The sequence below is a fragment of the Streptomyces sp. NPDC019396 genome, from assembly GCF_040632375.1.
Lineage (GTDB): Bacteria > Actinomycetota > Actinomycetes > Streptomycetales > Streptomycetaceae > Streptomyces.
In genome coordinates this window covers 85,655-106,889 of the sequence record NZ_JBEYBS010000004.1, presented here as the reverse complement: position 1 = coordinate 106,889, position 21,235 = coordinate 85,655, and the positions used below count along the sequence as shown (strand labels likewise).

The 21,235-nt window shown below is 70.4% G+C and carries 22 protein-coding genes and 2 pseudogenes; 13 read left to right on the top strand and 11 right to left on the bottom strand.

Features of this window, described 5'->3' with window-relative positions:
- The first annotated feature begins 31 nt into the window (after positions 1-31).
- From ABZ532_RS05930 to ABZ532_RS05920, 3 genes are read left to right on the top strand one after another with little or no spacing between them, the layout of a single operon-like run.
- Positions 32-706, top strand: a complete 675-nt coding sequence (locus ABZ532_RS05930) for a hypothetical protein (RefSeq protein WP_361279871.1) — start codon at positions 32-34, stop codon at positions 704-706.
- Between the two features lie 28 nt (positions 707-734).
- Positions 735-1,034 (top strand): RNase A-like domain-containing protein, encoded by a 300-nt coding sequence (locus tag ABZ532_RS05925; RefSeq protein WP_361279870.1) that lies wholly within the window; start codon positions 735-737, stop codon positions 1,032-1,034.
- A 12-nt stretch (positions 1,035-1,046) separates the two neighbouring features.
- Complete coding sequence (locus tag ABZ532_RS05920) at positions 1,047-1,703, top strand: contact-dependent growth inhibition system immunity protein (RefSeq protein ID WP_361279869.1); 657 nt, start codon at positions 1,047-1,049, stop codon at positions 1,701-1,703.
- Positions 1,704-1,707: 4 nt separating this feature from the next.
- Here the strand turns inward: ABZ532_RS05920 and ABZ532_RS05915 are convergent, their stop codons facing one another.
- Entirely contained in the window at positions 1,708-2,136 is a 429-nt protein-coding gene (locus tag ABZ532_RS05915; RefSeq protein WP_361279868.1) for a WXG100 family type VII secretion target, read from the bottom strand.
- A 358-nt stretch (positions 2,137-2,494) separates the two neighbouring features.
- On the opposite strand from ABZ532_RS05915, the gene ABZ532_RS05910 reads away from it, so the two are divergent.
- A complete protein-coding gene (locus tag ABZ532_RS05910; protein WP_361279867.1) occupies positions 2,495-3,142 on the top strand; it encodes a hypothetical protein in 648 nt (215 codons plus the stop codon).
- 184 nt (positions 3,143-3,326) lie between these two features.
- Here ABZ532_RS05910 and ABZ532_RS05905 read toward each other — a convergent pair whose 3' ends face one another.
- From ABZ532_RS05905 to ABZ532_RS05895, 3 genes and pseudogenes are all read right to left on the bottom strand, one after another.
- Positions 3,327-3,521, bottom strand: coding sequence for a hypothetical protein (locus ABZ532_RS05905; RefSeq protein ID WP_361279866.1), 195 nt, complete (start codon positions 3,519-3,521; stop codon positions 3,327-3,329).
- A 112-nt stretch (positions 3,522-3,633) separates the two neighbouring features.
- Positions 3,634-4,233, bottom strand: a pseudogene (locus ABZ532_RS05900) (AAA family ATPase); the annotation flags it as partial.
- Positions 4,234-4,235: 2 nt separating this feature from the next.
- A complete protein-coding gene (locus tag ABZ532_RS05895; protein ID WP_361279864.1) occupies positions 4,236-4,943 on the bottom strand; it encodes a response regulator transcription factor in 708 nt (235 codons plus the stop codon).
- A gap of 304 nt (positions 4,944-5,247) precedes the next feature.
- Here ABZ532_RS05895 and ABZ532_RS05890 point away from each other — a divergent pair, with 304 nt between their 5' ends.
- Positions 5,248-6,075, top strand: coding sequence for an ATP-grasp domain-containing protein (locus tag ABZ532_RS05890; protein WP_361279863.1), 828 nt, complete (start codon positions 5,248-5,250; stop codon positions 6,073-6,075).
- 149 nt (positions 6,076-6,224) lie between these two features.
- Here the strand turns inward: ABZ532_RS05890 and ABZ532_RS05885 are convergent.
- Together ABZ532_RS05885 and ABZ532_RS05880 are read right to left on the bottom strand one after the other, a co-directional pair.
- Positions 6,225-6,494, bottom strand: a pseudogene (locus ABZ532_RS05885) (leucine zipper domain-containing protein); the annotation flags it as partial.
- A gap of 101 nt (positions 6,495-6,595) precedes the next feature.
- Entirely contained in the window at positions 6,596-7,795 is a 1,200-nt protein-coding gene (locus ABZ532_RS05880) for a sensor histidine kinase (RefSeq protein ID WP_361279862.1), read from the bottom strand.
- 177 nt (positions 7,796-7,972) lie between these two features.
- Here ABZ532_RS05880 and ABZ532_RS05875 point away from each other — a divergent pair, with 177 nt between their 5' ends.
- Together ABZ532_RS05875 and ABZ532_RS05870 are read left to right on the top strand one after the other, a co-directional pair.
- Positions 7,973-8,929, top strand: a complete 957-nt coding sequence (locus ABZ532_RS05875) for an SAM-dependent methyltransferase (protein ID WP_361280104.1) — start codon at positions 7,973-7,975, stop codon at positions 8,927-8,929.
- Positions 8,930-8,987: 58 nt separating this feature from the next.
- On the top strand, positions 8,988-10,130 hold the full coding sequence (locus tag ABZ532_RS05870) for an NADH-quinone oxidoreductase subunit D (protein WP_361279860.1): 1,143 nt from the start codon (positions 8,988-8,990) through the stop codon (positions 10,128-10,130).
- 84 nt (positions 10,131-10,214) lie between these two features.
- On the opposite strand, the gene ABZ532_RS05865 is transcribed toward ABZ532_RS05870, so the two are convergent.
- Both ABZ532_RS05865 and ABZ532_RS05860 read right to left on the bottom strand, forming a co-directional pair.
- Positions 10,215-11,213 (bottom strand): hypothetical protein, encoded by a 999-nt coding sequence (locus ABZ532_RS05865; protein WP_361279859.1) that lies wholly within the window; start codon positions 11,211-11,213, stop codon positions 10,215-10,217.
- Positions 11,214-11,369: 156 nt separating this feature from the next.
- Positions 11,370-12,482, bottom strand: a complete 1,113-nt coding sequence (locus ABZ532_RS05860) for an alpha/beta hydrolase-fold protein (RefSeq protein ID WP_361279858.1) — start codon at positions 12,480-12,482, stop codon at positions 11,370-11,372.
- Positions 12,483-12,718: 236 nt separating this feature from the next.
- On the opposite strand from ABZ532_RS05860, the gene ABZ532_RS05855 reads away from it, so the two are divergent.
- The 6 genes from ABZ532_RS05855 (at position 12,719) to ABZ532_RS05830 (ending at position 17,689) form a co-directional block, all read left to right on the top strand.
- Positions 12,719-14,554 carry a phosphatidylglycerol lysyltransferase domain-containing protein gene (locus ABZ532_RS05855; RefSeq protein ID WP_361279856.1) on the top strand — a complete coding sequence of 612 codons (1,836 nt, stop codon included), beginning with the start codon at positions 12,719-12,721 and terminating at the stop codon, positions 14,552-14,554.
- A gap of 53 nt (positions 14,555-14,607) precedes the next feature.
- Complete coding sequence (gene folP / locus ABZ532_RS05850; protein ID WP_361279854.1) at positions 14,608-15,471, top strand: dihydropteroate synthase; 864 nt, start codon at positions 14,608-14,610, stop codon at positions 15,469-15,471.
- A complete protein-coding gene (locus tag ABZ532_RS05845; protein ID WP_361279853.1) occupies positions 15,468-15,953 on the top strand; it encodes a nuclear transport factor 2 family protein in 486 nt (161 codons plus the stop codon). Before folP ends, ABZ532_RS05845 begins: the two co-directional genes overlap by 4 nt.
- Before the next feature lie 237 nt (positions 15,954-16,190).
- Positions 16,191-16,550, top strand: a complete 360-nt coding sequence (folB, locus tag ABZ532_RS05840) for a dihydroneopterin aldolase (RefSeq protein WP_361279852.1) — start codon at positions 16,191-16,193, stop codon at positions 16,548-16,550.
- Entirely contained in the window at positions 16,547-17,134 is a 588-nt protein-coding gene (gene folK, locus ABZ532_RS05835; protein ID WP_361279851.1) for a 2-amino-4-hydroxy-6-hydroxymethyldihydropteridine diphosphokinase, read from the top strand. Before folB ends, folK begins: the two co-directional genes overlap by 4 nt.
- Positions 17,135-17,191: 57 nt before the next feature.
- Positions 17,192-17,689: a DUF3180 domain-containing protein gene (locus ABZ532_RS05830; protein ID WP_361279850.1), complete on the top strand. Its 498-nt coding sequence runs from the start codon at positions 17,192-17,194 to the stop codon at positions 17,687-17,689.
- A 64-nt stretch (positions 17,690-17,753) separates the two neighbouring features.
- On the opposite strand, the gene folE is transcribed toward ABZ532_RS05830, so the two are convergent.
- From folE to hpt, 3 genes are all read right to left on the bottom strand, one after another.
- Entirely contained in the window at positions 17,754-18,359 is a 606-nt protein-coding gene (gene folE / locus ABZ532_RS05825) for a GTP cyclohydrolase I FolE (protein ID WP_361279849.1), read from the bottom strand.
- Between the two features lie 125 nt (positions 18,360-18,484).
- Positions 18,485-20,521, bottom strand: coding sequence for an ATP-dependent zinc metalloprotease FtsH (ftsH, locus tag ABZ532_RS05820; RefSeq protein ID WP_361279848.1), 2,037 nt, complete (start codon positions 20,519-20,521; stop codon positions 18,485-18,487).
- Positions 20,522-20,693: 172 nt separating this feature from the next.
- The gene (gene hpt / locus ABZ532_RS05815) at positions 20,694-21,233 is read right to left on the bottom strand and encodes a hypoxanthine phosphoribosyltransferase (RefSeq protein WP_361279847.1); all 540 of its coding nucleotides are present in this window, start codon (positions 21,231-21,233) and stop codon (positions 20,694-20,696) included.
- Between the last annotated feature and the right edge of the window lie 2 nt (positions 21,234-21,235).

Genomic DNA, 21,235 nt, shown 5'->3' with positions numbered 1-21,235 from the left:
TCGGACTCATCCGAGTACGTCCAGTACGAGGATGACCCTCCGTCTTGCGATCGCACGCACCAGACGCCGCGAGCCCCGCCATCCGGGCGGACGGCGCTACTTTCGCAAGACGCCCCAGCACCCCGCCGAGAGAGGCCAGTACCACTTGTCCGTCGACCAGACGTCCTGGGAAGCCGCGGTACGCCACCTGTACGAGGACGCGTACCCGTACGACGCCACGGGCCCGCGCCGACACGAGGACTGGGTCCTCGACGTACTCGCGCTGATGGCGCGGGTCCCGGACCCGCGGGGCTGGGCCGGACTCGACGATGCGGCGCAGAACCCGGAGCGCGAGGGGTTCCCCACGTTCCCGTTCGCCGTCCACCCTCCGGAATACGTCGCGCGGCGTCTCCAGGAGATCGACCGTGACAGCGCCGAGAACCTTCTCCTGGCACTCACGGACGACCGCTGCACCCTGTCCAACCTGGCGCGCTTCACGGAGAGCGAGGAGGAGTTGCGGGCGATGGCGCGCACGGTCCTCGCGCGGTACGGGGACGGGGCCAGCTATCACACCAACGTCAACAAGCCCGGTCATGTGCGCGGCACGCTCGATTTCACGTCGTCGGGCTGGGCGTACAGCCCGCTGAGTGTCTACTCGGAGGACTACGGCCTGATCGTCGTCTCGGACACCGAGGTGGGCATGTTCTGGAACTTCTCCGACTACTGATCACCAGTGGGTTTGAAAGGATGCTCCCGTGCTGACCCGTTCCGCTTCCTACCCCGACCGGGAGACCGCCCAGTGGGCCACCCAGCAGGTGGTGACCGCCAATGAGCAGGTCATCCACCGCTGGCTCGCCCAGGGCACCCGGGCCCGTCTCACCATCGAGGCCGCCTGGCCCTCCCGCGAGGAGCCCGTCGGCCGGGTCCAGCTGGAAGGCGACCTGCTGGCCGGACGCGGTCCCGCCGACGTCCGCGCCGCGCGGGTCGTGCTGCGCCGCGAGCCGTCGAGCCCGCACGGCTTCGTCGTCCAGACCACCCTCCCGTTCTATCTGTAGGGGCCCGCGACCGTGACCATGAAGCCTCTCGAACACGACCGGCGCTACGGCGAGCTGGACCAGGTGGTGCGCGCCTACCTGGGCCAGCGGGCCGACGACACCCCGGAGCAGCGCAGCCGCGCACTGGACGCCTACCTGCGCCACACCTGGCACACCCGTCCCTGGGCCATCGCCGAGGCTGAGCGCCAGCTGCGCGAGTACAGCCGCAACCCTCCGGGCCGGCTACGACTCGAACTGGGCGAGTTCTACTCGGTCCCGGACACCGGAATGCCCCAGGCCGCGATCCAGGACTGGCTCCTGCTGCTCGCCGACCACCTGAAGAAGAGCATCGAGGAGGGCGAGGTCCCACCGCCGTCGACCCCACAGACCCACTGGGAGTGGCACGCCCGTTTCCCGGAGACCGCGCAGCTGCTCGGCGGCTGGTTCTCCCAGGACGTCGTCGAGGAGTTCCCCGACCACGACGCCGCCGTGGCCGACTACGCCGCCACCACCGACCCCCAGCTGGTCGCACGACTCGTCGGCGAGATCCAGGAGTTGCTCGCGCTCCCCCTGGACGAGGCGGACTACGCCCTGGCCACCGCCGAACTCGGCATGGAGGTCGGCCCACCCGAACCGTTCTCCTACGGCGCCTGGCTCCAGTCGGTGGCGTTGACCCTGTCGAGCACCTGATCCCTCAGAACGAGTGGAAGCTGCTGCGCGGCGCCGGCACACTGCCTGCCCCGGCCGCCGTGTTGGGCGTGGAGAGCCCGTCCGCCTCGCTGTTGATGTCCACCTGGACCCCGCGCATCTTCGTGAGCACGTCGATCTCGTCCGCGGTGAAGCCGTCCCGGCTCATCCGTACGGCCTGCTCCAGCAGCTTCATCACTTCCCGGATACGCACGGCGTCCTCGGCCACCCCCCGGTGGACCTCGCGGTACGCCGTCGCAGCCGGGCCGTGCCAGCCGCCCTCGATCCGGTCCACGATCGCGTCCATGTCCTTGACCTGCTTGGTCAGATGACTCTGCATGTCGTCAAGGTCGTCCGCGAGTTTCGTCAAGTCCGTGGACGAAACTCGCAGGTCGGAACCCCCCGACTCGCCCTCGCCCGCGCCGGGCACTGCCATGCCGTATCCCCCGTCCGATCGACATCTCGTGTCCGAACAGCGTAGGGCAACGACGCACGAGGCGACCGGAGTCGTCAGCCGGCGAAGTCGTAGGCCAGGACATCCGCGGTGGGACGAAGGATCACCGCAGAGCCCACGACCGTCGCGACAGCTCGCTCCATACCCCTCATCCGCGCAGGCTATCGGCGGCACGGAGACCGGCGCACCGCCGATTCCGAGCACTCCGTACGGCGAGTGCAAAGCGGTCTGAGCGGTCTGAGCGGTTCAGAGAACCAGCCCGCGTCACGGCCCGGGGAAGGCAACCATCGGCTCGAGAACAGGTTCCCTGACGCCGGATGACCATTGGTACGGTCCCCCCATGGCTGAAGCAAAGGGATCACCGAGCGGCCCGGTTACCGCGGCCGATGTCGAGCAGGCCGTCCGGCTGGCGCTCGGAACGCTGCGCGGGGCTGAGGCGCCGGACTGGAGCGTCAAGGCCGGTTCCCTGGAGTGGGACTGCTGGGAGACCATCGAGCACCTCGCCGACGACCTGTTCGCCTACGCCGTCCAACTGGGCCCGGCCAATCCGCCGCTGGACAGCGACGTCCCGTTCGTGTGGAGCCGGAATCGGCCGGGCGGCCCGGCGAACGCCGTCTCCGCGGACCGCGAGGCCGGTCCAGCCGGCCTGCTCCACGTACTCGACGCCTGCGGCGCGTTGCTGACCGCGATCGTCCGCACCACTGCGCCCACGGTCCGGGCACACCACGTCTTCGGCGCGGCCGACCCCGAAGGCTTCGCCGCGATGGGCGTCGTCGAGACCCTGGTGCACACTCACGACGTCGCAGAGGGCCTGGGCATCGGCTGGACCCCGCCCGCCGACCTGTGCGACCGCGTGCTGGCCCGGCTTTTCCCCGACGCCCCGACCGATACCGACAGGTGGCGAACCCTCCTCTGGGCCACCGGCCGCGCGGAACTCCCCGGTCGGCCGCGCCTCACCAAGTGGCGCTGGTACGGCACACCCCGCTGAGACGCAGGGCCCGCGGACGGCACCCGCCCGCTGCGACCAGTACGCGCAATCCCCTTTACGTCCAGGTGTGTCCGGGCGATCTACTCGGGCGCGGGACGCCTGGCCCGGCAGCTTCCCCTTCACTACGACGGAGAGTTGCGCGAGCGGGCGGGCCAGAACCGGAGCTGACCGATCCGGGGGCGCCCTAGTAATCCATGGCCACCACAAGGTAGAGGCACGTGAGAATCGCGACCACACCGACAGCGGCCATGGCGATCAGCGCGCAACCGCACCCTCCCGCAGTCCCGGCGATCGCTGCCCAGCCGAACCGTGTGGCTCGTTCGGCCCGCTGGACTGCGTCGTGGGGGTCACTGTCGTCGTACCAGCTGCGATCAGCCACGATCACCCTTCTGGTCCCTACGAAGCCCGGCCGTCTCGTCCTGAAGCGCCGACGGCATGGGCCCGAAGGCGAGGCGATGGCCTGATCGCCCGGTCAGGGCCTGGTCGGCCTGGTCGAACCGGATGTGCGCCAGCCCGATCCTGATCCGCCGCAGTCTGTGCCGCAGCGGGCCGTACGTGTCGGGTGCCAGCCGCAGCCCGGCCGATCCTGCGATGTGCTCGGCCACTTGGGGAACCGTCAGCCGGTCGGTACGGATGTGCTCGGCGAACCGGGGTCCGGCGAGGCGCTCCAGGCAGTGGTCCAGCTTCCGCACAGCGAAGCTCTCCCGCTTCAGTCCCCGGCCGAGCCCCCGCTCGCTGAGCCTGCGCAGCACCGTCGCGCGCTCGGCGAGCAGCGCGAAGTGGCGCACCTCGTGACCCGAAGACCGGAGCCGTCCCACGATCTCGTCGAAGTAGCGCGGCTCCACCAGGGTCATCGGAGCGATCAACACGCCGTCGTGGGAGCGCAGAGCCAGATCCAGCACCTCGTACACCCCCTGCCGCCAGGCGGCCAGGTCCTGGAAGTCGCCGCGCAGCGCGGGCGGCAGCATCCGGTGCAGCCCGAACCCCACGTGCTCCGGGTCGCAGACCACACCGCCCGGGATCCTGCGGGCCAGCTCGTAGGCGGTCTGTGTCTTGCCGCCCCCGAACGGGCCGTTGATCCAGAGCAGCACGCTCACGCGCCGGCGCCACCGCCCGCCCGCACCAGGCCGGACTCGTACGCGAGCACCACCACCTGCACCCGGTCCCGCAGATCCAGTTTGGTGAGGATGCGGCCCACATGCGTCTTGACCGTGGCCTCGGACAGCACCAGCCGCCCCGCGATCTCTCCGTTGGAAAGCCCCTGCGCCACAAGCAGCATCACTTCGCGCTCGCGCTCGGTGAGCTTGCCGATCTCCTTGTGCTGCGCCGGCTCTCCCGGAGACGGCAGCATCGGCGAGAAGCGGTCGAGCAGCCGCCTGGTGGTGGACGGGGCCACGACCGCGTCACCGCTGTGCACGGAACGGATGGCGGCGAGCAGCTCGCTCGGCGGCACGTCCTTGAGCATGAACCCGCTCGCGCCCGCCTTCAGCCCCGTGAAGGCGTACTCGTCGAGGTCGAACGTGGTCAGGATGAGCACCTTCGGCGCGTCCGGCTCCGCGCAGATCCGCCGGGTCGCCTCGACCCCGTCCATCCGCGGCATCCGGACGTCCATCAGCACCACGTCGACCTTGGTGGTCCGAAGCAGCTCGATCGCCTCGACCCCGTCCCCGGCCTCCGCGACAACGTCCATGTCCGCCTGCGCGGCCAGCACCATGCGGAAGCCCGTACGCAGGAGTACCTGGTCGTCGACGAGCATGACTCTTACATGTCCTACCGAGGACTCTTCCGGCGCGTACGTCATACGGCCAGCGTACGCAACGAGGGCGTCGTCCCCGGCCTTCCGCCGCCCAGGAGCCACGACGAAGCCCGTTCCCGACCGCTCGGGGCCTAGGGTGCGAACGCGGCTCGTCGGACTTCCGCCCGGCCTCGGCCGTGACCGCCGCCATTGAGGGCTGATACGGCGCGCGTTGGGGCAGCACGGCGACCTGGCGGCGCAGCGCTGCACCCGGCCGTCGACGACGGCTTTCCCTGCGGTCGTCGACTGCCTCATGGCCGGCACGAATACCGTGGACCGCGCGACCGAATCGGTGGCAGGGTCAAGAATCATGGACGAACAGGGTTTCCTGGCGGTCGCGCCGCAATACACCACGACCCGTGAGCTGCTCTCGGCGGCGGCGCGGGGGCGGGACATGCGCGTGGAAGTGCTTCCGGTCCACGGCGGTGCGGGCACCGGGCCGGGGGAAGGTGGCGGCCACTACTACGGCGGACCAGCCTTCGCGGCGCGCGCCGTGGACGGCCTCGGGGTCGCGCTCCTGGAGCCGTCTGACGAATGGCTGGCCACACTGCCCCATGAGCACACGGGACGGCGCATCGCCTTGGCGACCCTGCGCGAGGCGCGCTGTCTGACGAAGCCCGCGTTCATCAAGCCGCCGAGCGACAAGAGCTTCCCGGCCGCTGTCTACGGCGGCCCCGGCAGGGGCTTGCCCGAGCTGCCCGAGCTGCCACCAGAGGCACCGGTTCTGGTCAGCGAAGTGGTGACGTGGGCGGCGGAGTTCCGCCTGCACGTCCTCGATGGCGAGGTCCGCACGGGATCGCAGTACGCCACCTACGGCCGCCTCGACGCGCGACCGCTGACCGGGCACCGCCATGAAGACGCCGTCATGGAGTTCGCGGGCGAACTCCTGGCCACGGCCGGCGGTGGCCTGCCGAGCGCGGTGGTCGTGGACGTGGGGCTGCTGGCCGCACCCGCGAACCGGGCCCCCGGCCGGTGGGCCGTGGTCGAGGCGAACATGGCCTGGTTCAGCAACTGCTACGCCGCCGACCCCGACCGGGTGCTGGACGTCGTCCTGCGCTCGGCCGGTCCCCGGGCACGGGTGGCAGGGCGGGACCTCCGGTTCTGCCGGCGGTCGCGGACATCGGCGCCCCTGGTCTGATGCCGCACAGGCCGCGGATCGGAGCAGAGCGGAACCGCGGATCGGAACCGACGCGAAGCCGGACCCGCCCGGTCCTAGGGCGTGCTTCGAAAGTCCCGCCTGCCCCGCGACGCCTGGCACGCACGCTCGCAGCGTTGTCGGAATCGCCCCCGGGCAGGCCCGAGTTTGCGGGTCCGCCGCAGCTCGCAGACCTGTTCTTCCACCGCGGACGGAGTCCGGTGCGGGGTCGCGACGGGCCTGCTGGGCCGGTCGGCCAGGCCGGCGTCGCCCTCGGTCTTCCAGCGCCGGATCCATTTGTGGGCCGTGGGGCGGGATATGCCCATCTCGGCCGCCACATGCGCGACCGGTCGGCCGGCACGGACACGTTCGACCAGCAGCCGCCTGCCGTGAACGGTCAGGCGGGCATTACGGTGGGACACGAAGACCTCCGTGCGGTGTAGTCCTAGACACCTCCACCACACCGGAGGTCTTCGCCATGATCAAGACCCGGCACTGTTAACAACGCTCGTGGTCAATACACCTAGTGCGCGGGTTTGAGCGGGAGCAGAGCGCTGATCCGGAAGCCGCCGCCCGGCCGGGGCCCCGCGTCCAGCGTGCCGCCGACCATGCCCACGCGTTCGCGCATGCCGATCAGGCCGTGGCCCTTGCCGTCGGCGCCGCCGTCCTCGTACATCTCGTGGGAGGCGCCCCGGCCGTCGTCCTCGACGAGCAGGCCGAGGCCGTCGTCGAAGTACACCAGCCGGACGCTGGCCCCGGCGTCGGGGCCGCCGTGTTTGCGGGTGTTGGTGAGGGCTTCCTGGACGATGCGGTACGCCGTGAGTTCGACGCCGCTCGGCAGCGGGCGGGGGGTGCCCTCGATCCTGAAGTCGACCGCAAGGCCGGATTCGCGGACCCGTTCCACCAGGTCCTCGATCTGCTGGACGTCAGGCTGCGGCACGTACTCCCCGCTCTCCGGGGCGTCCGACGTACGCAGCACACCCAGCAGCCGGCGCATCTCGGCGAGGGCCTGGCGGCCGGTGGTGGAGATGGTCTCCAGGGCCTGGCGGGCCTGGTCGGGTGCGGTGTCCATGACGTAGGCGGCGCCGTCGGCCTGGACCACCATCACGGAGACGTTGTGGGCGACGACATCGTGCAGCTCACGGGCGATCCGGGCGCGCTCGGCGGCCACGGCGACCTTGGACTGCGCCTCGCGCTCCTGTTCCAGCCGGGCCGCGCGCTCCTCGAGTTGCGCGAAGTAGGCGCGGCGGGTGCGCAGGGAGTCGCCCAGGACCCAGGCGAGGGCGAAGGGGACGGCCATCACCGTGGTGACCACGATCCGCTGGCCGATGCCCATGTTCCCCTCGGGCCAGCGGAGCTGGGCGAGCGGGGCAGCGGCGAGGCCACCGGCGAGCGCGAGGCGCGAGGCCCAGCGGGGGCCCTCGTTTGCCGCGACCGTGTAGATGATCACCAGCATGGCGAAGTCCGCCGCGTTGACCTGGATGTCCAGCGCGAGCTGGGCGGCCCCGACGGCTGCCACGAGCAGCAGCATCTTCTCGGGGGCGCGGCGGCGCAGCGCGACTGCGAGGCAGAGCAGGAGCACGAGGACGGCCGCCAGCGGGCGCGGCTGGTTGCCCTCGGTGTCCTGGACGACCCACAGCATGGAGAACCCGAAGAGGACGACGGCCCAGAAGGTGTCGACGCCCGTCGGGTGTCTGCGGATGAAGTCATAGAGGCGCTGCACGTAACCCAGCGTAGGGACAGCGGAAAGGTGCCGGAGTCAACCGGAGGGTCGATCCGCTCGCTGACCGCCTACTCCGCAAGGTGGACACTGACACACGTGACGTATGAGGCAGACGAACACAGTCCAGGCACAGCGGGGCACCAGGACGCGGCGGGCTGGGTTCCCTGGCGGCTCGCGATGGAGCGGGCGCTGTACGGGTCGGCCGGGTTCTTCCGGCGTCCGGAGGGGCCCGCGGGGCACTTCCGGACCTCGGTGCATGCCACGCCGCTGTACGCCGGGGCCGTGGCCCGGCTGCTGGCCGAGACGGCCGAGGCCCTTCCGGACGTGTCCGAGATCACACTGGTGGACATGGGTGCCGGGCGCGGGGAGCTGCTGACCAGCGTGCTGGCGGCGCTGCCGGACGCCGGGCGGCTGCCGGACGGGCGGCCGGTGCGGGCCTGCGCGGTCGAGCGGGCCGCACGCCCCGGGGGGCTCGACCCGCGCATCGAGTGGTCGGAGCGCCCCCCGGCGGGTGCGAGCGGACTGCTCTTCGCGAACGAGTGGCTGGACAACGTCCCGGTGGATGTCGCCGAGGTGGACGAGGCCGGCTTCGCCCGCTACGTCCTGGTGCGCCCCGAGGACGGTGCGGAGCGCCTCGGGGAGCCGGTGAGCGGGGCGGACGCGGACTGGCTCGAGCGGTGGTGGCCCCTGACCGGGCCTGGCGCCAGGGCCGAGATCGGGCGGGCGCGCGACGAGGCGTGGGCCGCCGCGGTGGCCACGCTGGACGCCGGGCTCGCCGTCGCCGTCGACTACGCGCACACCGCCGACACCCGGCCGCCCTTCGGCAGCCTCACCGGCTTCCGCGACGGCCGTGAGGTCCGCCCGGTCCCGGACGGCGGCTGCGACATCACGGCTCATGTCGCCCTGGACGCGTGCACGGGACCCGGCGCCGAGCTGCTGAGCCAGCGCGAGGCGCTGCAACGCCTCGGCGTCTCGGGCGGGCGGCCACCGTTGTCGCTGGCCGCCTCCGACCCCGCCGCGTACGTCCGGGCGCTCGCGGCCGCGGGCGAGGCCGCCGAGCTGACCGCGCGGGGCGGGCTCGGAGACTTCGTTTGGCTGCGCCAGCCCGTGCCGGGACGGGGCGGCAGCAGCTGAGGTGTCCGCTCTTCGGGCCAGCCCTCCGTCACCCCGGCGGCCGGGGGATACTGTCGCCATGACGGAGACGACGGTCGGCATCGGCGGCGCGGCGGAGAGCACCGACATGGTGCTGAACATCGGACCGCAGCACCCTTCCACGCACGGCGTGCTCCGGCTCAAACTCGTCCTGGACGGGGAGCGCGTCGGGCACGCCGAACCCGTGATCGGCTATATGCACCGGGGCGCGGAGAAGCTCTTCGAGGCGCGCGACTACCGGCAGATCGTGATGCTGGCCAATCGCCACGACTGGCTGTCCGCGTTCTCCAACGAGCTCGGTGTGGTCATGGCCGTCGAGCGCATGCTGGGCATGGAGGTGCCGGAGCGTGCCGTCTGGACCCGGACCCTGCTCGCCGAGCTGAACCGCGTGCTCAACCACCTCATGTTCCTCGGGTCGTACCCTCTCGAACTGGGTGGAATCACCCCGGTGTTCCACGCCTTCCGTGAGCGCGAGGAGCTCCAGGCCGTGATGGAGGAGATCTCCGGCGGCCGGATGCACTACATGTTCAACCGGGTCGGCGGGCTCAAGGAGGACATGCCCGCGGGCTGGACCGGACGCGCCCGGCAGGCGGTCGCGGATGTGCGTTCCCGGATGGATGTGTACGACCGGCTCGTCCTCGGCAACGAGATCTTCCGGGGCCGCACCCGCGGCGTCGGCGTACTGACCCCGCAGACGGTCCACGCGTTCGGGGTCTCGGGGCCCATCGCCCGCGCCTCGGGGGTCGACTTCGATCTGCGGCGCGACGAGCCGTATCTCGCGTACGGGGCGCTCCAGGACACCCTGAAGGTCGTCACCCGGACCGAGGGGGACTGTCTGGCCCGCTTCGAGTGCCTGCTGGAGCAGACCCACAACGCGCTCGATCTGGCGGACGCCTGCCTTGACCGGCTCGCCGAGCTGCCGCCCGGGCCCATCAACCAGCGGCTGCCGAAGGTGCTGAAGGCCCCCGAGGGCCACACCTACGCCTGGACCGAGAACCCGCTGGGCATCAACGGCTACTACCTGGTCTCCAAGGGGGAGAAGACGCCGTACCGCCTCAAGCTCCGCTCGGCCTCGTACAACAACGTCCAGGTGCTGACCGAGCTGCTGCCGGGCACTCTGGTCGCGGACATGGTGGCGATCCTGGGGTCGATGTTCTTCGTGGTCGGCGACATCGACAAGTAGAGCCAAGCAGCCCCGGCTGCGATGGGACGTGAAGCGGGGGCCGTCCGGCTGATGCCGGACGGCCCCCGCTTCACATGCCATCCCTCAGGAAATCGCGGTCCGCAGCTCCGTGACGTCGAGCTGCTCCGTCTCGTCGTGCTCGGTCAGGTCGATCACCTCACCGACCGCCCGCTCCCCGGCAGCGCCAGCGTCCCGGGTCTTCGCGCGGGCGGCCTCGGCGGCGTGCGCGAGCGCCTCCTCGCCCACCACGTCCGCGAGGTCCTCCCCTTGGACCGACTCGAGCTCGGCGGCGGCGACACGGCCGGCGCCGAAGAAGTCGAAGCCGCCCAGGGGACGGGGCTGGCGTGCGACGTACGGGACGACCGCCGCTGCGGGCGTCGGCCTGCGCGCGGGAAGGGCGGACGACGGGCGGGCGTGCTGCTCTTCCCCGGCGACCGCCGCGTGCTTCCCCTGCGGCTCGTCCGCCTCACGCGCCCGGTCTGCGGCATCGCGGGGGCGGGCCTCGTCGACGGTGCGCCCGGCCTCCTGCGCCGCGGCGTTGCGCGACAGGTTCTCCAGCGCCTTGGCGGCCCGCAGATACGCGGACGGCGTCGGCGTGGAACCGGCAGCGGGCAGCTCCTTCGGCGCGGAGGCTTCGATCGCGAGCTGTCTGCGGCCTTCCAGCGCGCTGGCCCGCTCGGCCTCCGCGGTCGCGTAACGCTTCAGCAGTGCGGCGTGCTCATTGCGCAGCTTGGCCAGCTCGACCCGTTTGGCGCGGAGCTTGCCGTCCAGCTTGGTGCGCAGCTCGCGGGACTCGTCGAGGTCGGCCTCCAGCTCGGCGACGCGCTCCTCGGTCTTCCAGGCGTCGCTGGCGCGGGCGCGGGTGAGCTCGGCGACGCGGCGGCCCGCGTTCCGGTCCCAACTGCGCATGAGCACCGCGCCGGTGACCGCGGCGGCGGCCGCCCCCGCGACCATGAAGCGGAGCACGAGCGTATCCGCGAAGAGCCAGGCACCGGCGGCACAGAGAACCGAAGCCCCGGCGACCGCGGAAGGCGGCATGAGCCGGTGCAGTGGTGGGGAATGGCGGTGGCGTCCACGTGGCATGGCCTGAAATTTACCGTGCGTAGGTGACGAATGGGGGGTCGGCCGGGCAATCTCTTCGTTCAGTTCGAGCGGACCGCCCGGAGACCCGTCGCCGCCGGTCGTGCAGGGCGGCCACGTCCCGAAGTCGCCCTGGGAGAAATGCCGGACGTACACGGGTCACACGGCGCTGAGCCGCCCGCTCAGCCACACGAGCGCCGGGGACACCTCGCGGCGCCAGGTGTTGAAGTTGTGGCCGCCGCTGTTCAGCATGATCGAGGACACCCGCGCCGGGGACTTGACCCTCTTGATGAACTCCAGCGTGCCACCGAGGTTGCTCTCGCCCTGCTTCGACGAGGTCACCAGGAACGAGGACGCGCCCTGCGGGCGGTTCTTCAGGCTCCACAGGAGATTCGCCCGCTTCCGCTCGTCGTTGTCGCCGTGGAAGAGATCACCGGTGGTCGCGTCCTCCGCGGCCTTGTAGTACGCGGACAGGCCCACCCCGGCGGCGAACCGCTCCGGGTGGTGCAGAGCGATCTTCAGCGCGCAGTAGCCACCGGTCGAGTTCCCCATGAAGCCCCAGTTGCGGGGCTTGCTGCCGACGCGGTAGGTCGCCGAGATCGCGGTCGGCAGATCCCTGGCGAAGAAGGTCTCGCTCTTCGGACCGCCCGGGATGTCGACGCACTCGGTGTCGCGCGGCGGAGCGACGGTCGGGCGCAGCATCACCAGGATCATCGGCTGCATCTTCCCGCTCTTGGCGTGGTCGTACGCCGTTCTCGGGTACCTGAGGCCCTTGATCAGGTTCTCCGCGGTGCCCGGGTAGCCGGTCAGCACGACCGCGGCGGGAAAGGTCCTGGCGGCGTACGCGGGCTGGAAGTACTCGGGCGGCAGATAGACGTAGGCCGGGCTGTCGACACCGGACTTCTCGCCCTTGATGACGACCTTGTGGATCTGCCCGCCGACGGCCGGCCGTGAGCCGCCCGGGGCGCCGGTCTTCTGCTTGCCGACCACCATGACGTGCTTGCTGCTCGCCGCGTGGTCGACCACCACGCCCATCTCCTGTTCCTGGCCGAGGAGATCGGACCAGGAGCCGTAGAACAGGAAGGACTTGTTGGCGGCGAGGCCCACCGAGGCGAAGATCGCCAACTGGGTCGCCAGCAGCAGCCCGATCCGGCCGAGCACGCTGCGCCACCCGGTGCGGGACAGCCGCGGCCAAAGCCAGATCGTCGCGGCGAAGAAGGCCGCGGCGGCGAGGACGGCCAGCGCCAGAACCTTGTTACTGGTGAGACCCATGAGGTGATCAAGCTACTTCCGTGAGACGTGGGCAGGGCGTGTGCGTGGAGTTGGACGCGGACGTGTGGACGTGCGGACATGGACGTGAAGACAGACGCGGACGAGGGCCGGGAACCTGAGAATTTCCTGAGGGCGGATGAACCCGCTGCCCGGAAGTGCCGTCCTAGAGAGCGCACTGTCCGCGCCGACGTTTCTGCGGCGAGGGACTCACACCTCTCTCGGAGTCACGGGAAGCGATGTCTGTCACGGTAGATGGGGACAAGTCAGGGTTGGTTCCGGTTCGGGTACGCCGGATCCTCAGTGGGCCGCGCGCCGAATCCGTACCCACACTGGTCGGGATGGCCTGTACCTTCATCGGCCTGATCGACATCGCCGCAGGCGTGTTCCCGCGCTTCCGGCACAGCCGGATGCACGCACTCGCCGAGGTGCTCCCGGGCGCGCTCGGACCGTTCGCCGCGGCGCTGTCGCTCAGCGCGGGCGTGCTGCTCCTGCTGCTCGCACACGGCCTCAAGCGCAACAAGCGGCGGGCCTGGCGGGCCGCGGTCGTGCTGCTGCCGGCCGGAGCGGTCGCGCAGTTCATGTACCGCAACTCGGTGATCGGGGTGCTGCTGTCACTGGCGCTGCTCACCCTGCTGCTGCGGCACCGGGACCAGTTCGCCGCGCTGCCCGACCCGAGCAGCCGCTGGCGGGCACTCGCCAACTTCGTTCTGATGGGCGCCGGTTCGATCGGCCTCGGCCTGGTCATCGTCAGCGCCCACCCGAACAAGGTCATCGGCAGCCCCGGCCTCACCGACCGGCTCGAGCACGTCCTCTTCGGGCTCTTCGGCATGGAGGGCCCCGTCGGTTACGAGGGCGGGGTCGACTGGACCGTCGGCTACTCGCTGGGCGCCCTCGGCCTGCTCACCGCCGTCACCACCATCTATCTCGCCTTCCGTCCCGAGCAGCCGGCCGCCCGGCTCACCGAGGACGACGAGGCCCAGCTGCGCGAGCTGCTCGCCCGGCACGGCAGCCGCGACTCGCTCGGGCACTTCGCGCTCCGCCGCGACAAGGGCGTGGTGTTCTCCCCCAGCGGCAAGGCCGCCGTCTGCTACCGCGTGGTCTCCGGTGTGATGCTCGCCAGCGGCGACCCGATCGGCGACGTCGAGGCCTGGCCGGGTGCGATCGAGCGCTTCATGGACGAGGCGAAGGCCCACTCCTGGACCCCGGCCGTGATGGGCTGCTCCGAGACCGGCGGCCAGGTGTGGACCCGGGAGACCGGTCTGGACGCCCTCGAGCTGGGCGACGAGGCGGTGGTGGACGTCCCGGATTTCTCGCTGAGCGGGCGCGCCATGCGAAATGTGCGCCAGATGGTGAAGCGCATCGAGCGCAACGGTTACGAGACCCGGGTACGCCGCGTCCGTGACCTCTCGGACGGCGAGCTGGAGCGGATACGCCAGGCCGCCGAGGACTGGCGCGGCACCGAGACCGAACGCGGCTTCTCCATGGCACTCGGCCGCATCGGCGACCCCTCCGACGGTGACAGCGTGATCGCCACCGCGCACAAGGAGGACCCGGACTCCCCGTACGGCGACCTGAAGGCCGTGCTCCACTTCGTTCCCTGGGGCAAGGACGGTATGTCCCTGGACCTGATGCGCCGCGACCGGTCGGCCGACCCCGGTATGAACGAGCTGCTGATCGTGGCCGCTCTCCAGGACGCCCCGAAACTCGGCGTCGCGCGGGTCTCGCTGAACTTCGCGATGTTCCGCTCGGCGCTCGCCCGCGGCGAGAAGCTGGGCGCGGGACCGGTGCTGCGCACCTGGCGCGGGCTGCTGGTGTTCCTGTCCCGCTGGTTCCAGATCGAGTCGCTGTACAAGTTCAACGCCAAGTTCCAGCCTCGCTGGGAGCCGCGCTTCGTGGTGTTCCGCAACACCAGGGACCTGCCGCGCATCGGATTCGCCGCGATGCAGGCGGAAGGCTTCGTGACCTTCGCCCTGCCGCGCCCGTTCCGCCGCCGCAAGGCCCGTCCGCCGCGGCCCTGCGTCCACCACATCCGTCCCGCCTCGGTCGGGGACGGCGAGGCCCGCGCGGCGTAGGTACTGTCCGGCATACCGGCAGGACTCACCGCTCACCGCACTAGGCTGGACGCATGAGTACGTCGTTGTGCGGCCGCGGCACGGTCAGGGGCCTGCCGGAGTGGGACCGCTGTGCGGTCATGGGGGTCGTCAATGTGACCCCGGACTCCTTCTCCGACGGGGGCCGCTGGTTCGGCACCACGGCCGCCGTCAAGCACGGGCTCGACCTGGTGGCCGCGGGGGCGGATCTGATCGATGTCGGCGGTGAGTCAACCCGCCCCGGCGCCACCAGGGTCGACGAGGACGAGGAGCTGCGGCGGGTCATCCCCGTCGTTCGCGGGCTGGCCTCCGAAGGCGTCACCGTCTCCGTCGACACCATGCGCGCCTCCGTCGCCGCCCAGGCCGTCGCGGCGGGCGCCGCTCTGGTCAACGACGTGTCCGGCGGGCTCGCCGACCCCCGGATGATCCCGGCCGTCGCCGACGCGGATGTGCCCTTCGTGGTGATGCACTGGCGCGGCTTCAGCGCGGACATGAACAACCGGGCGGTGTACGGGGACGTGGTCGCCGAGGTGCTCGCCGAACTGCGCGAACGGATGGACGCGGTGATCGCGGGCGGGGTCGCCGCCGAACGGATCGTGCTCGACCCCGGCCTCGGCTTCGCCAAGCACGCCGCACACGACCTGGCGCTGGTCGCCCATCTGGCCGATCTGCGCACACTGGGCCGCCCGCTGCTGGTCGCGGCCTCCCGTAAGCGCTTCCTCGGCCATGTGCTCGCCGGCGGCGCCGCCAGCCCGCCCCCCGCACGGGAACGCGACGCGGCCACCGCGGCGGTCTCGGCGATCGCGGCACACGAGGGCGCCTGGGCGGTCCGGGTGCACGAGGTACGCGCCACGGCGGACGCCGTACGGGTCGCACGCGCCGTCGAGGGAGCCCTGTGAGCGACGCCGACGCCACGCCCCATACGGATATCGAAGAGGTCGAAACGGCCAACACCGCCTTCTACGAGGCGATGGAACGCGGCGACTTCGAGGACATGTCCATGCTCTGGCTGGACGGGCCGGACAACGACGGGGACGAGGTCATCTCCTGCGTGCACCCGGGCTGGCCCGTGCTGTCGGGGCGGGGCGAGGTGCTCCGTTCCTATGCGCTGATCATGGCGAACACGGAGTACATCCAGTTCTTCCTCACCGATGTACGGGTCAGCGTGGCCGGCGACACCGCCGTGGTCACCTGCACCGAGAACATCCTCAGCGGAGGGCCGTCGGAGGAGGCGGGCGAGCTCGGGCCCCTCGTGGGGCAGCTCGTGGTGGCGACGAATGTGTTCCGCCGCACACGGGACGGCTGGAGGATCTGGTCACATCACGGGTCACCCGTGCTGACCGAAACCGAGGACGAAGAGGACGGCGAATCCCCCGCCTGAGGGATCCTGGGGGCACCTGCGAGGGCCCGAGGGAGTGGGCCCCGGGGCAGGCAGCTGATTCCGGGGATTGATCCAGGACCACCTGGGTAGGCGCCGCTTCCAGTCCGCTGCCGGTGTCGCCCATGCCCCCCGTGGCGCGGTGCTGCCGGACCCCGCAGGTAGATTCAGGACTGTGCGCTTGCCGCACCACCACTGCCCGGCCAGCGGGCCGGACCAACGACAGCAGGAGTGATTCGCGTGGATCGTGTCGCGCTGCGCGGCCTCAAGGCCCGCGGGCACCATGGTGTCTTCCCCCGGGAGCGGGAAGAGGGCCAGACTTTTATCGTCGACCTGGTGCTCGGCCTCGACACCCGCCCCGCCGCGGCCGACGACGACCTGTCGAAGACGGTGCACTACGGCGTGGTGGCGGAAGAGGTCGTGGCCCTCGTCCAGGGCGAGCCGGTGGATCTGATCGAAACCCTGGCGGAGCGGATCGCCCAGCAGTGCCTCAAGCACGACGGCGTCCAGCAGGTCGAGGTGGTCGTGCACAAGCCCGACGCCCCGATCACCGTCCCGTTCGACGACGTGACCGTCACGATCACCCGGAGCCGAGCATGAGCGACCCCACAGTGCAGCCGGTGCCCGCCGCCGTCGTCGAGCAGGTAGACGCTGCGGACATCACCCTCTCCAACCCGAAACGGGCCGTGATCGCCCTCGGCTCCAACCTGGGCAACCGGCTGGAGACCCTCCAGGGCGCCGTGGACCTCCTGGAGGACACCCCGGGCGTGCGGGTGAAGACGGTCTCGCCGGTCTACGAGACGGAGCCCTGGGGCGTCGATCCGGGCTCCCAGCCCTCGTATCTCAACGCCGTGGTGGTGGTGAAGACCACCCTGCCGCCCAGCTCCCTGCTGGAGCGCGCGCACGCCATCGAGGAGGCCTTCGACCGAGTGCGCGACGAGCGCTGGGGCCCCCGCACCATCGACGTGGACATCGTGTCGTACGCGGAGGTGGTATCCGACGACCCCGTCCTCACCCTGCCGCACCCCCGCGCCCATGAGCGTGCCTTCGTGCTCGCCCCGTGGAACGACGTGGACCCCGCCGCCCAGCTCCCCGGCCGCGGAGCGATCGCCGAGCTGCTCACGGCTCTCGGCCGGGAGGGTGTCGTGGCGCGCGCCGACCTGGAACTCCGGCTGCCTGAGTAGTCGTTAGGCTCTACAGGACTGCGAGCACGACGGACACAAGGGACACAAGGACACTCGGTGAAGCAACTGCGGCTTGGGGTACTGGCCGGGCTCTTCGTGGCGGCGGGGGTGCTGTCCTGGGCCGCCGCGCGCATGTGGGACGCGTTCGGCACGCTGCCGAGCGTGCCGCTGGCCGCGCCGATCGTCCTGGCCGCGATCGCCGCCGTCCTCTCGGCCACGGCCCTCTCCCTGCGCGCCCGCCTCCGCGCCCAGCGCGAGCGCCGCCCCGGCGCCAAGGGCGTGGAGCCCATGATGGCCGCCCGCGCCGTGGTCTTCGGCCAGGCCAGCGCCCTGGTGGCCGCTCTGGTCAGCGGGATGTACGCCGGCACGGGGGTCTTCCTGCTGGGCTCCCTCGACATCCCGGTCCGCCGCGACCAGGCGATCTACGCCGGCTTCGCCGTGCTCGCGGGCTTCGCGGTGATCGCCGCCGCCCTGTTCCTCGAGCGGGTCTGCAAGCTCCCGGAGGACGGCGACAACGCCCACAACGGCGGCACGGGGCGCGTCCCGACCGCCTAGGGCGTGGCGTCGGCCAGGGGGCTGGCCGGGCCGCTTCGGCGGCCCGGACGGCGACCCGTGGCCGTCAGTTCGCCATGATCAGGCTCATCGCCTCGTTGCGCGTCGCCACATCCCGAAGCTGTCCGCGGACCGCCGAGGTGATCGTCTTGGCACCGGGCTTACGGATACCGCGCATCGACATGCACATGTGCTCGCACTCGATCACGACGATCACGCCGCGCGGCTCCAGGATCTTCATCAGGGAGTCGGCGATCTGCGTCGTCAGCCGCTCCTGCACCTGCGGACGGCGGGCGAACACGTCCACGAGCCGGGCCAGCTTCGAAAGGCCGGTGATCTTGCCGCTGGTGGACGGGATGTAGCCGACATGGGCCACGCCCCTGAAGGGCACCAGATGGTGCTCGCAGCAGCTGGTCACCTCGATGTCCTTCACCAGGACCATTTCGTCGTGGCCCAGGTCGAACGTCGTGGTCAGCACGTCCTCGGGCTGCTGCCACAGGCCCGCGAATATCTCCTTGTAGGCCCTGGCCACCCGTCCCGGCGTCTCCCGCAGACCCTCGCGGTCCGGGTCCTCGCCGACCGCGATGAGCAGCTCGCGCACCGCGTTCTCGGCGCGCTTCTCATCGAACACGCCGATCGTGCCCTCGCCGTCCAGCGTCACCGGGTCGGTCATGTGTGCCTCGTTCCTGTCCTGCCATCGACGTGAAAAACGTGCATAACGCAGCACTCCCCAGGCTAGAACCTGGGGAGTGCCGTGTTCATTCCGAAAATCGGACCTCTCGGGCGGAAACCGCCAGGTCAGGCCTCCGGTCGATCCTCCGCGACCGGCTCGGTCGCGGTCTTGGTGACATCCGTCACCGTGCTGCCCGTGCCGGTGGCGGTCCCGTTGGCCGCGCCGTTGGTCAGTGCCAGCTCCTTGGGGGAGAGCACCGGCGGGCGGGTGGACGGGGTGCGTCGGGCGGAGCCGGTCCACGCCGGCCGGGCCGGGCGCTTCACGATCGTGGCGAAGACCTCGGCGATCTCCTCCTTGCCGAGGGTCTCCTTCTCCAGCAGGGCGAGGACGAGGTTGTCGAGCACGTCGCGGTTCTCGACCAGGATCTCCCAGGCCTCGTTGTGCGCGGTCTCGATGAGCTTCTTGACCTCTTCGTCCACCAGCGCCGCGACCTCTTCCGAGTAGTCGCGCTGGTGCCCCATCTCGCGGCCGAGGAACGGCTCGGTGTTGTCACCGCCGAACTTGATCGCGCCGAGGCGCTCGGTCATGCCGTACTGGGTGACCATGGCGCGTGCCGTGGCCGTGGCCTTCTCGATGTCGTTCGCCGCGCCCGTGGTCGGGTCGTGGAAGACCAGCTCCTCGGCCGCGCGACCGCCCAGCATGTACGCCAGCTGGTCGAGCATCTCGTTGCGCGTGGTCGAGTACTTGTCCTCGTCCGGGAGCACCATCGTGTAGCCGAGGGCCCGGCCGCGGGACAGGATCGTGATCTTGTGCACCGGGTCGGAGTTCGGGGAGGCCGCCGCGACCAGGGCGTGTCCGCCCTCGTGGTACGCGGTGATCTTCTTCTCCTTGTCGGACATGATCCTGGTCCGCTTCTGCGGACCCGCCACGACGCGGTCGATCGCCTCGTCCAGCATGTGGTTGTCGATCAGCTTCATGTCGCTGCGAGCCGTCAGCAGGGCCGCCTCGTTCAGCACGTTCGACAGATCGGCACCGGTGAAGCCGGGGGTCCGGCGGGCGACGGCCGCGAGGTCGACGTCCTGCGCGACCGGCTTGCCCTTCTGGTGGACCTTGAGGATCTCCAGACGGCCCTGCATGTCCGGGCGGTCGACCGCGATCTGCCGGTCGAAGCGGCCCGGGCGCAGCAGCGCCGGGTCGAGGATGTCGGGCCGGTTGGTGGCGGCGATCAGGATGACGCCGCCCTTCACGTCGAAGCCGTCCATCTCCACGAGGAGCTGGTTCAGGGTCTGCTCGCGCTCGTCGTGTCCGCCGCCGAGGCCCGCGCCGCGGTGCCGGCCGACGGCGTCGATCTCGTCCACGAACACGATGGCCGGGGCGTTGGCCTTGGCCTGCTCGAAGAGGTCACGCACCCGGGAGGCACCGACACCGACGAACATCTCGACGAAGTCGGAACCGGAGATCGAGTAGAACGGGACGCCCGCCTCGCCCGCGACGGCGCGCGCGAGCAGCGTCTTGCCGGTGCCGGGCGGGCCGTACAGCAGCACACCCTTGGGGATCTTGGCTCCGACGGCCTGGAACTTCGCGGGCTCCTGGAGGAACTCCTTGATCTCGTGGAGCTCCTCGACGGCCTCGTCGGACCCCGCCACATCGGCGAAGGTGGTCTTGGGGGTGTCCTTGGTGATCAGCTTGGCCTTGGACTTCCCGAAGTTCATGACCCGGGAGCCGCCGCCCTGCATCTGGTTCATCAGGAACAGGAAGACGACCACGATCAGCACGAAGGGCAGCAGCGAGAAGAGCACCGACAGGATCGGGCTCTGCCGCTCGGGGGAGACCGTGTAGCCGTTCTTGATCTCGCCCGCGTCGTACTTCTGCTGAAGAGTCTGGGCCAGCGCGACGCCCTGGTCGCCGATGTAGCTCGCCTGGACCTTGTCGCTGCCGTTGACCTTCTGGCCGTCATTCAGCTCGATCTTGATGATCTGCTCATCGCCGGTGGTCAGCTTGGCCTGCTTGACCTGGTTCTTGTTGATCGCCTGGACAACCTTGGCGGTGTCCACCGTCTTGTAGCCGCCCGACGAGCCGACAACCTGCATCAGCACGACCACGGCGAGGACGGCCAGCACGATCCACATGACCGGCCCACGGAAGTATCGCTTCACGTCCATCCATACGGAGCGGTGTCGCTCCGTCCCTCCTGCCCGTAGGTAAATGCTGCTATGAGACTCAACTGAAAAGACTGTTCTTCGGACGGTACCCCAGCTTTGTCACCCATGACCGCCTTCCCATGCTCCAACGGCGGGAAGGCGGCACGGGTTCCCGTGCCGCCCGCGGTTGCCGTCAGCCGCCGTAGACGTGCGGTGCGAGAGTGCCCACGAACGGCAGATTGCGGTACTTCTCGGCGTAGTCGAGACCGTATCCGACGACGAACTCGTTCGGGATGTCGAAGCCGATCCACTTCACGTCGATGGCGACCTTCGCGGCGTCGGGCTTGCGCAGCAGCGTGCAGACCTCGAGAGACGCCGGCTCGCGCGAGCCCAGGTTGGACAGCAGCCACGACAGGGTCAGCCCGGAGTCGATGATGTCCTCGACGATCAGGACGTGCTTGCCCTTGATGTCCGTGTCCAGGTCCTTGAGGATGCGGACCACTCCGGACGACTGGGTGCCCGCGCCGTACGAGGACACGGCCATCCAGTCCATCGTGACGGGGCTGGACAGCGCACGCGCCAGGTCCGCCATCACCATCACGGCGCCCTTCAGCACCCCGACGATCAGCAGGTCCTTGCCCGCGTACTCAGCGTCGATCTTCGCGGCCAGCTCGGCCAGCTTCGCGTCGATCTCTTCCTTGGTGATGAGTACCGATTTGAGATCGGTCCCCATGT

What these genes read in the sequence shown, in the direction of transcription:
- ABZ532_RS05930 (WP_361279871.1), top strand. Translation starts at nt 32, where the DNA reads ATGACCCTCCGTCTTGCGATCGCACGCACCAGACGCCGCGAGCCCCGC.
- ABZ532_RS05915 (WP_361279868.1), bottom strand. Translation starts at nt 2,136, where the DNA reads ATGGCAGTGCCCGGCGCGGGCGAGGGCGAGTCGGGGGGTTCCGACCTG.
- ABZ532_RS05910 (WP_361279867.1), top strand. Translation starts at nt 2,495, where the DNA reads ATGGCTGAAGCAAAGGGATCACCGAGCGGCCCGGTTACCGCGGCCGAT.
- ABZ532_RS05895 (WP_361279864.1), bottom strand. Translation starts at nt 4,943, where the DNA reads ATGACGTACGCGCCGGAAGAGTCCTCGGTAGGACATGTAAGAGTCATG.
- ABZ532_RS05890 (WP_361279863.1), top strand. Translation starts at nt 5,248, where the DNA reads ATGGACGAACAGGGTTTCCTGGCGGTCGCGCCGCAATACACCACGACC.
- ABZ532_RS05875 (WP_361280104.1), top strand. Translation starts at nt 7,973, where the DNA reads ATGGAGCGGGCGCTGTACGGGTCGGCCGGGTTCTTCCGGCGTCCGGAG.
- ABZ532_RS05870 (WP_361279860.1), top strand. Translation starts at nt 8,988, where the DNA reads ATGACGGAGACGACGGTCGGCATCGGCGGCGCGGCGGAGAGCACCGAC.
- ABZ532_RS05865 (WP_361279859.1), bottom strand. Translation starts at nt 11,213, where the DNA reads ATGCCACGTGGACGCCACCGCCATTCCCCACCACTGCACCGGCTCATG.
- ABZ532_RS05860 (WP_361279858.1), bottom strand. Translation starts at nt 12,482, where the DNA reads ATGGGTCTCACCAGTAACAAGGTTCTGGCGCTGGCCGTCCTCGCCGCC.
- ABZ532_RS05855 (WP_361279856.1), top strand. Translation starts at nt 12,719, where the DNA reads ATGTCTGTCACGGTAGATGGGGACAAGTCAGGGTTGGTTCCGGTTCGG.
- folP (WP_361279854.1), top strand. Translation starts at nt 14,608, where the DNA reads ATGAGTACGTCGTTGTGCGGCCGCGGCACGGTCAGGGGCCTGCCGGAG.
- folK (WP_361279851.1), top strand. Translation starts at nt 16,547, where the DNA reads ATGAGCGACCCCACAGTGCAGCCGGTGCCCGCCGCCGTCGTCGAGCAG.
- folE (WP_361279849.1), bottom strand. Translation starts at nt 18,359, where the DNA reads ATGACCGACCCGGTGACGCTGGACGGCGAGGGCACGATCGGCGTGTTC.
- ftsH (WP_361279848.1), bottom strand. Translation starts at nt 20,521, where the DNA reads ATGGACGTGAAGCGATACTTCCGTGGGCCGGTCATGTGGATCGTGCTG.
- hpt (WP_361279847.1), bottom strand. Translation starts at nt 21,233, where the DNA reads ATGGGGACCGATCTCAAATCGGTACTCATCACCAAGGAAGAGATCGAC.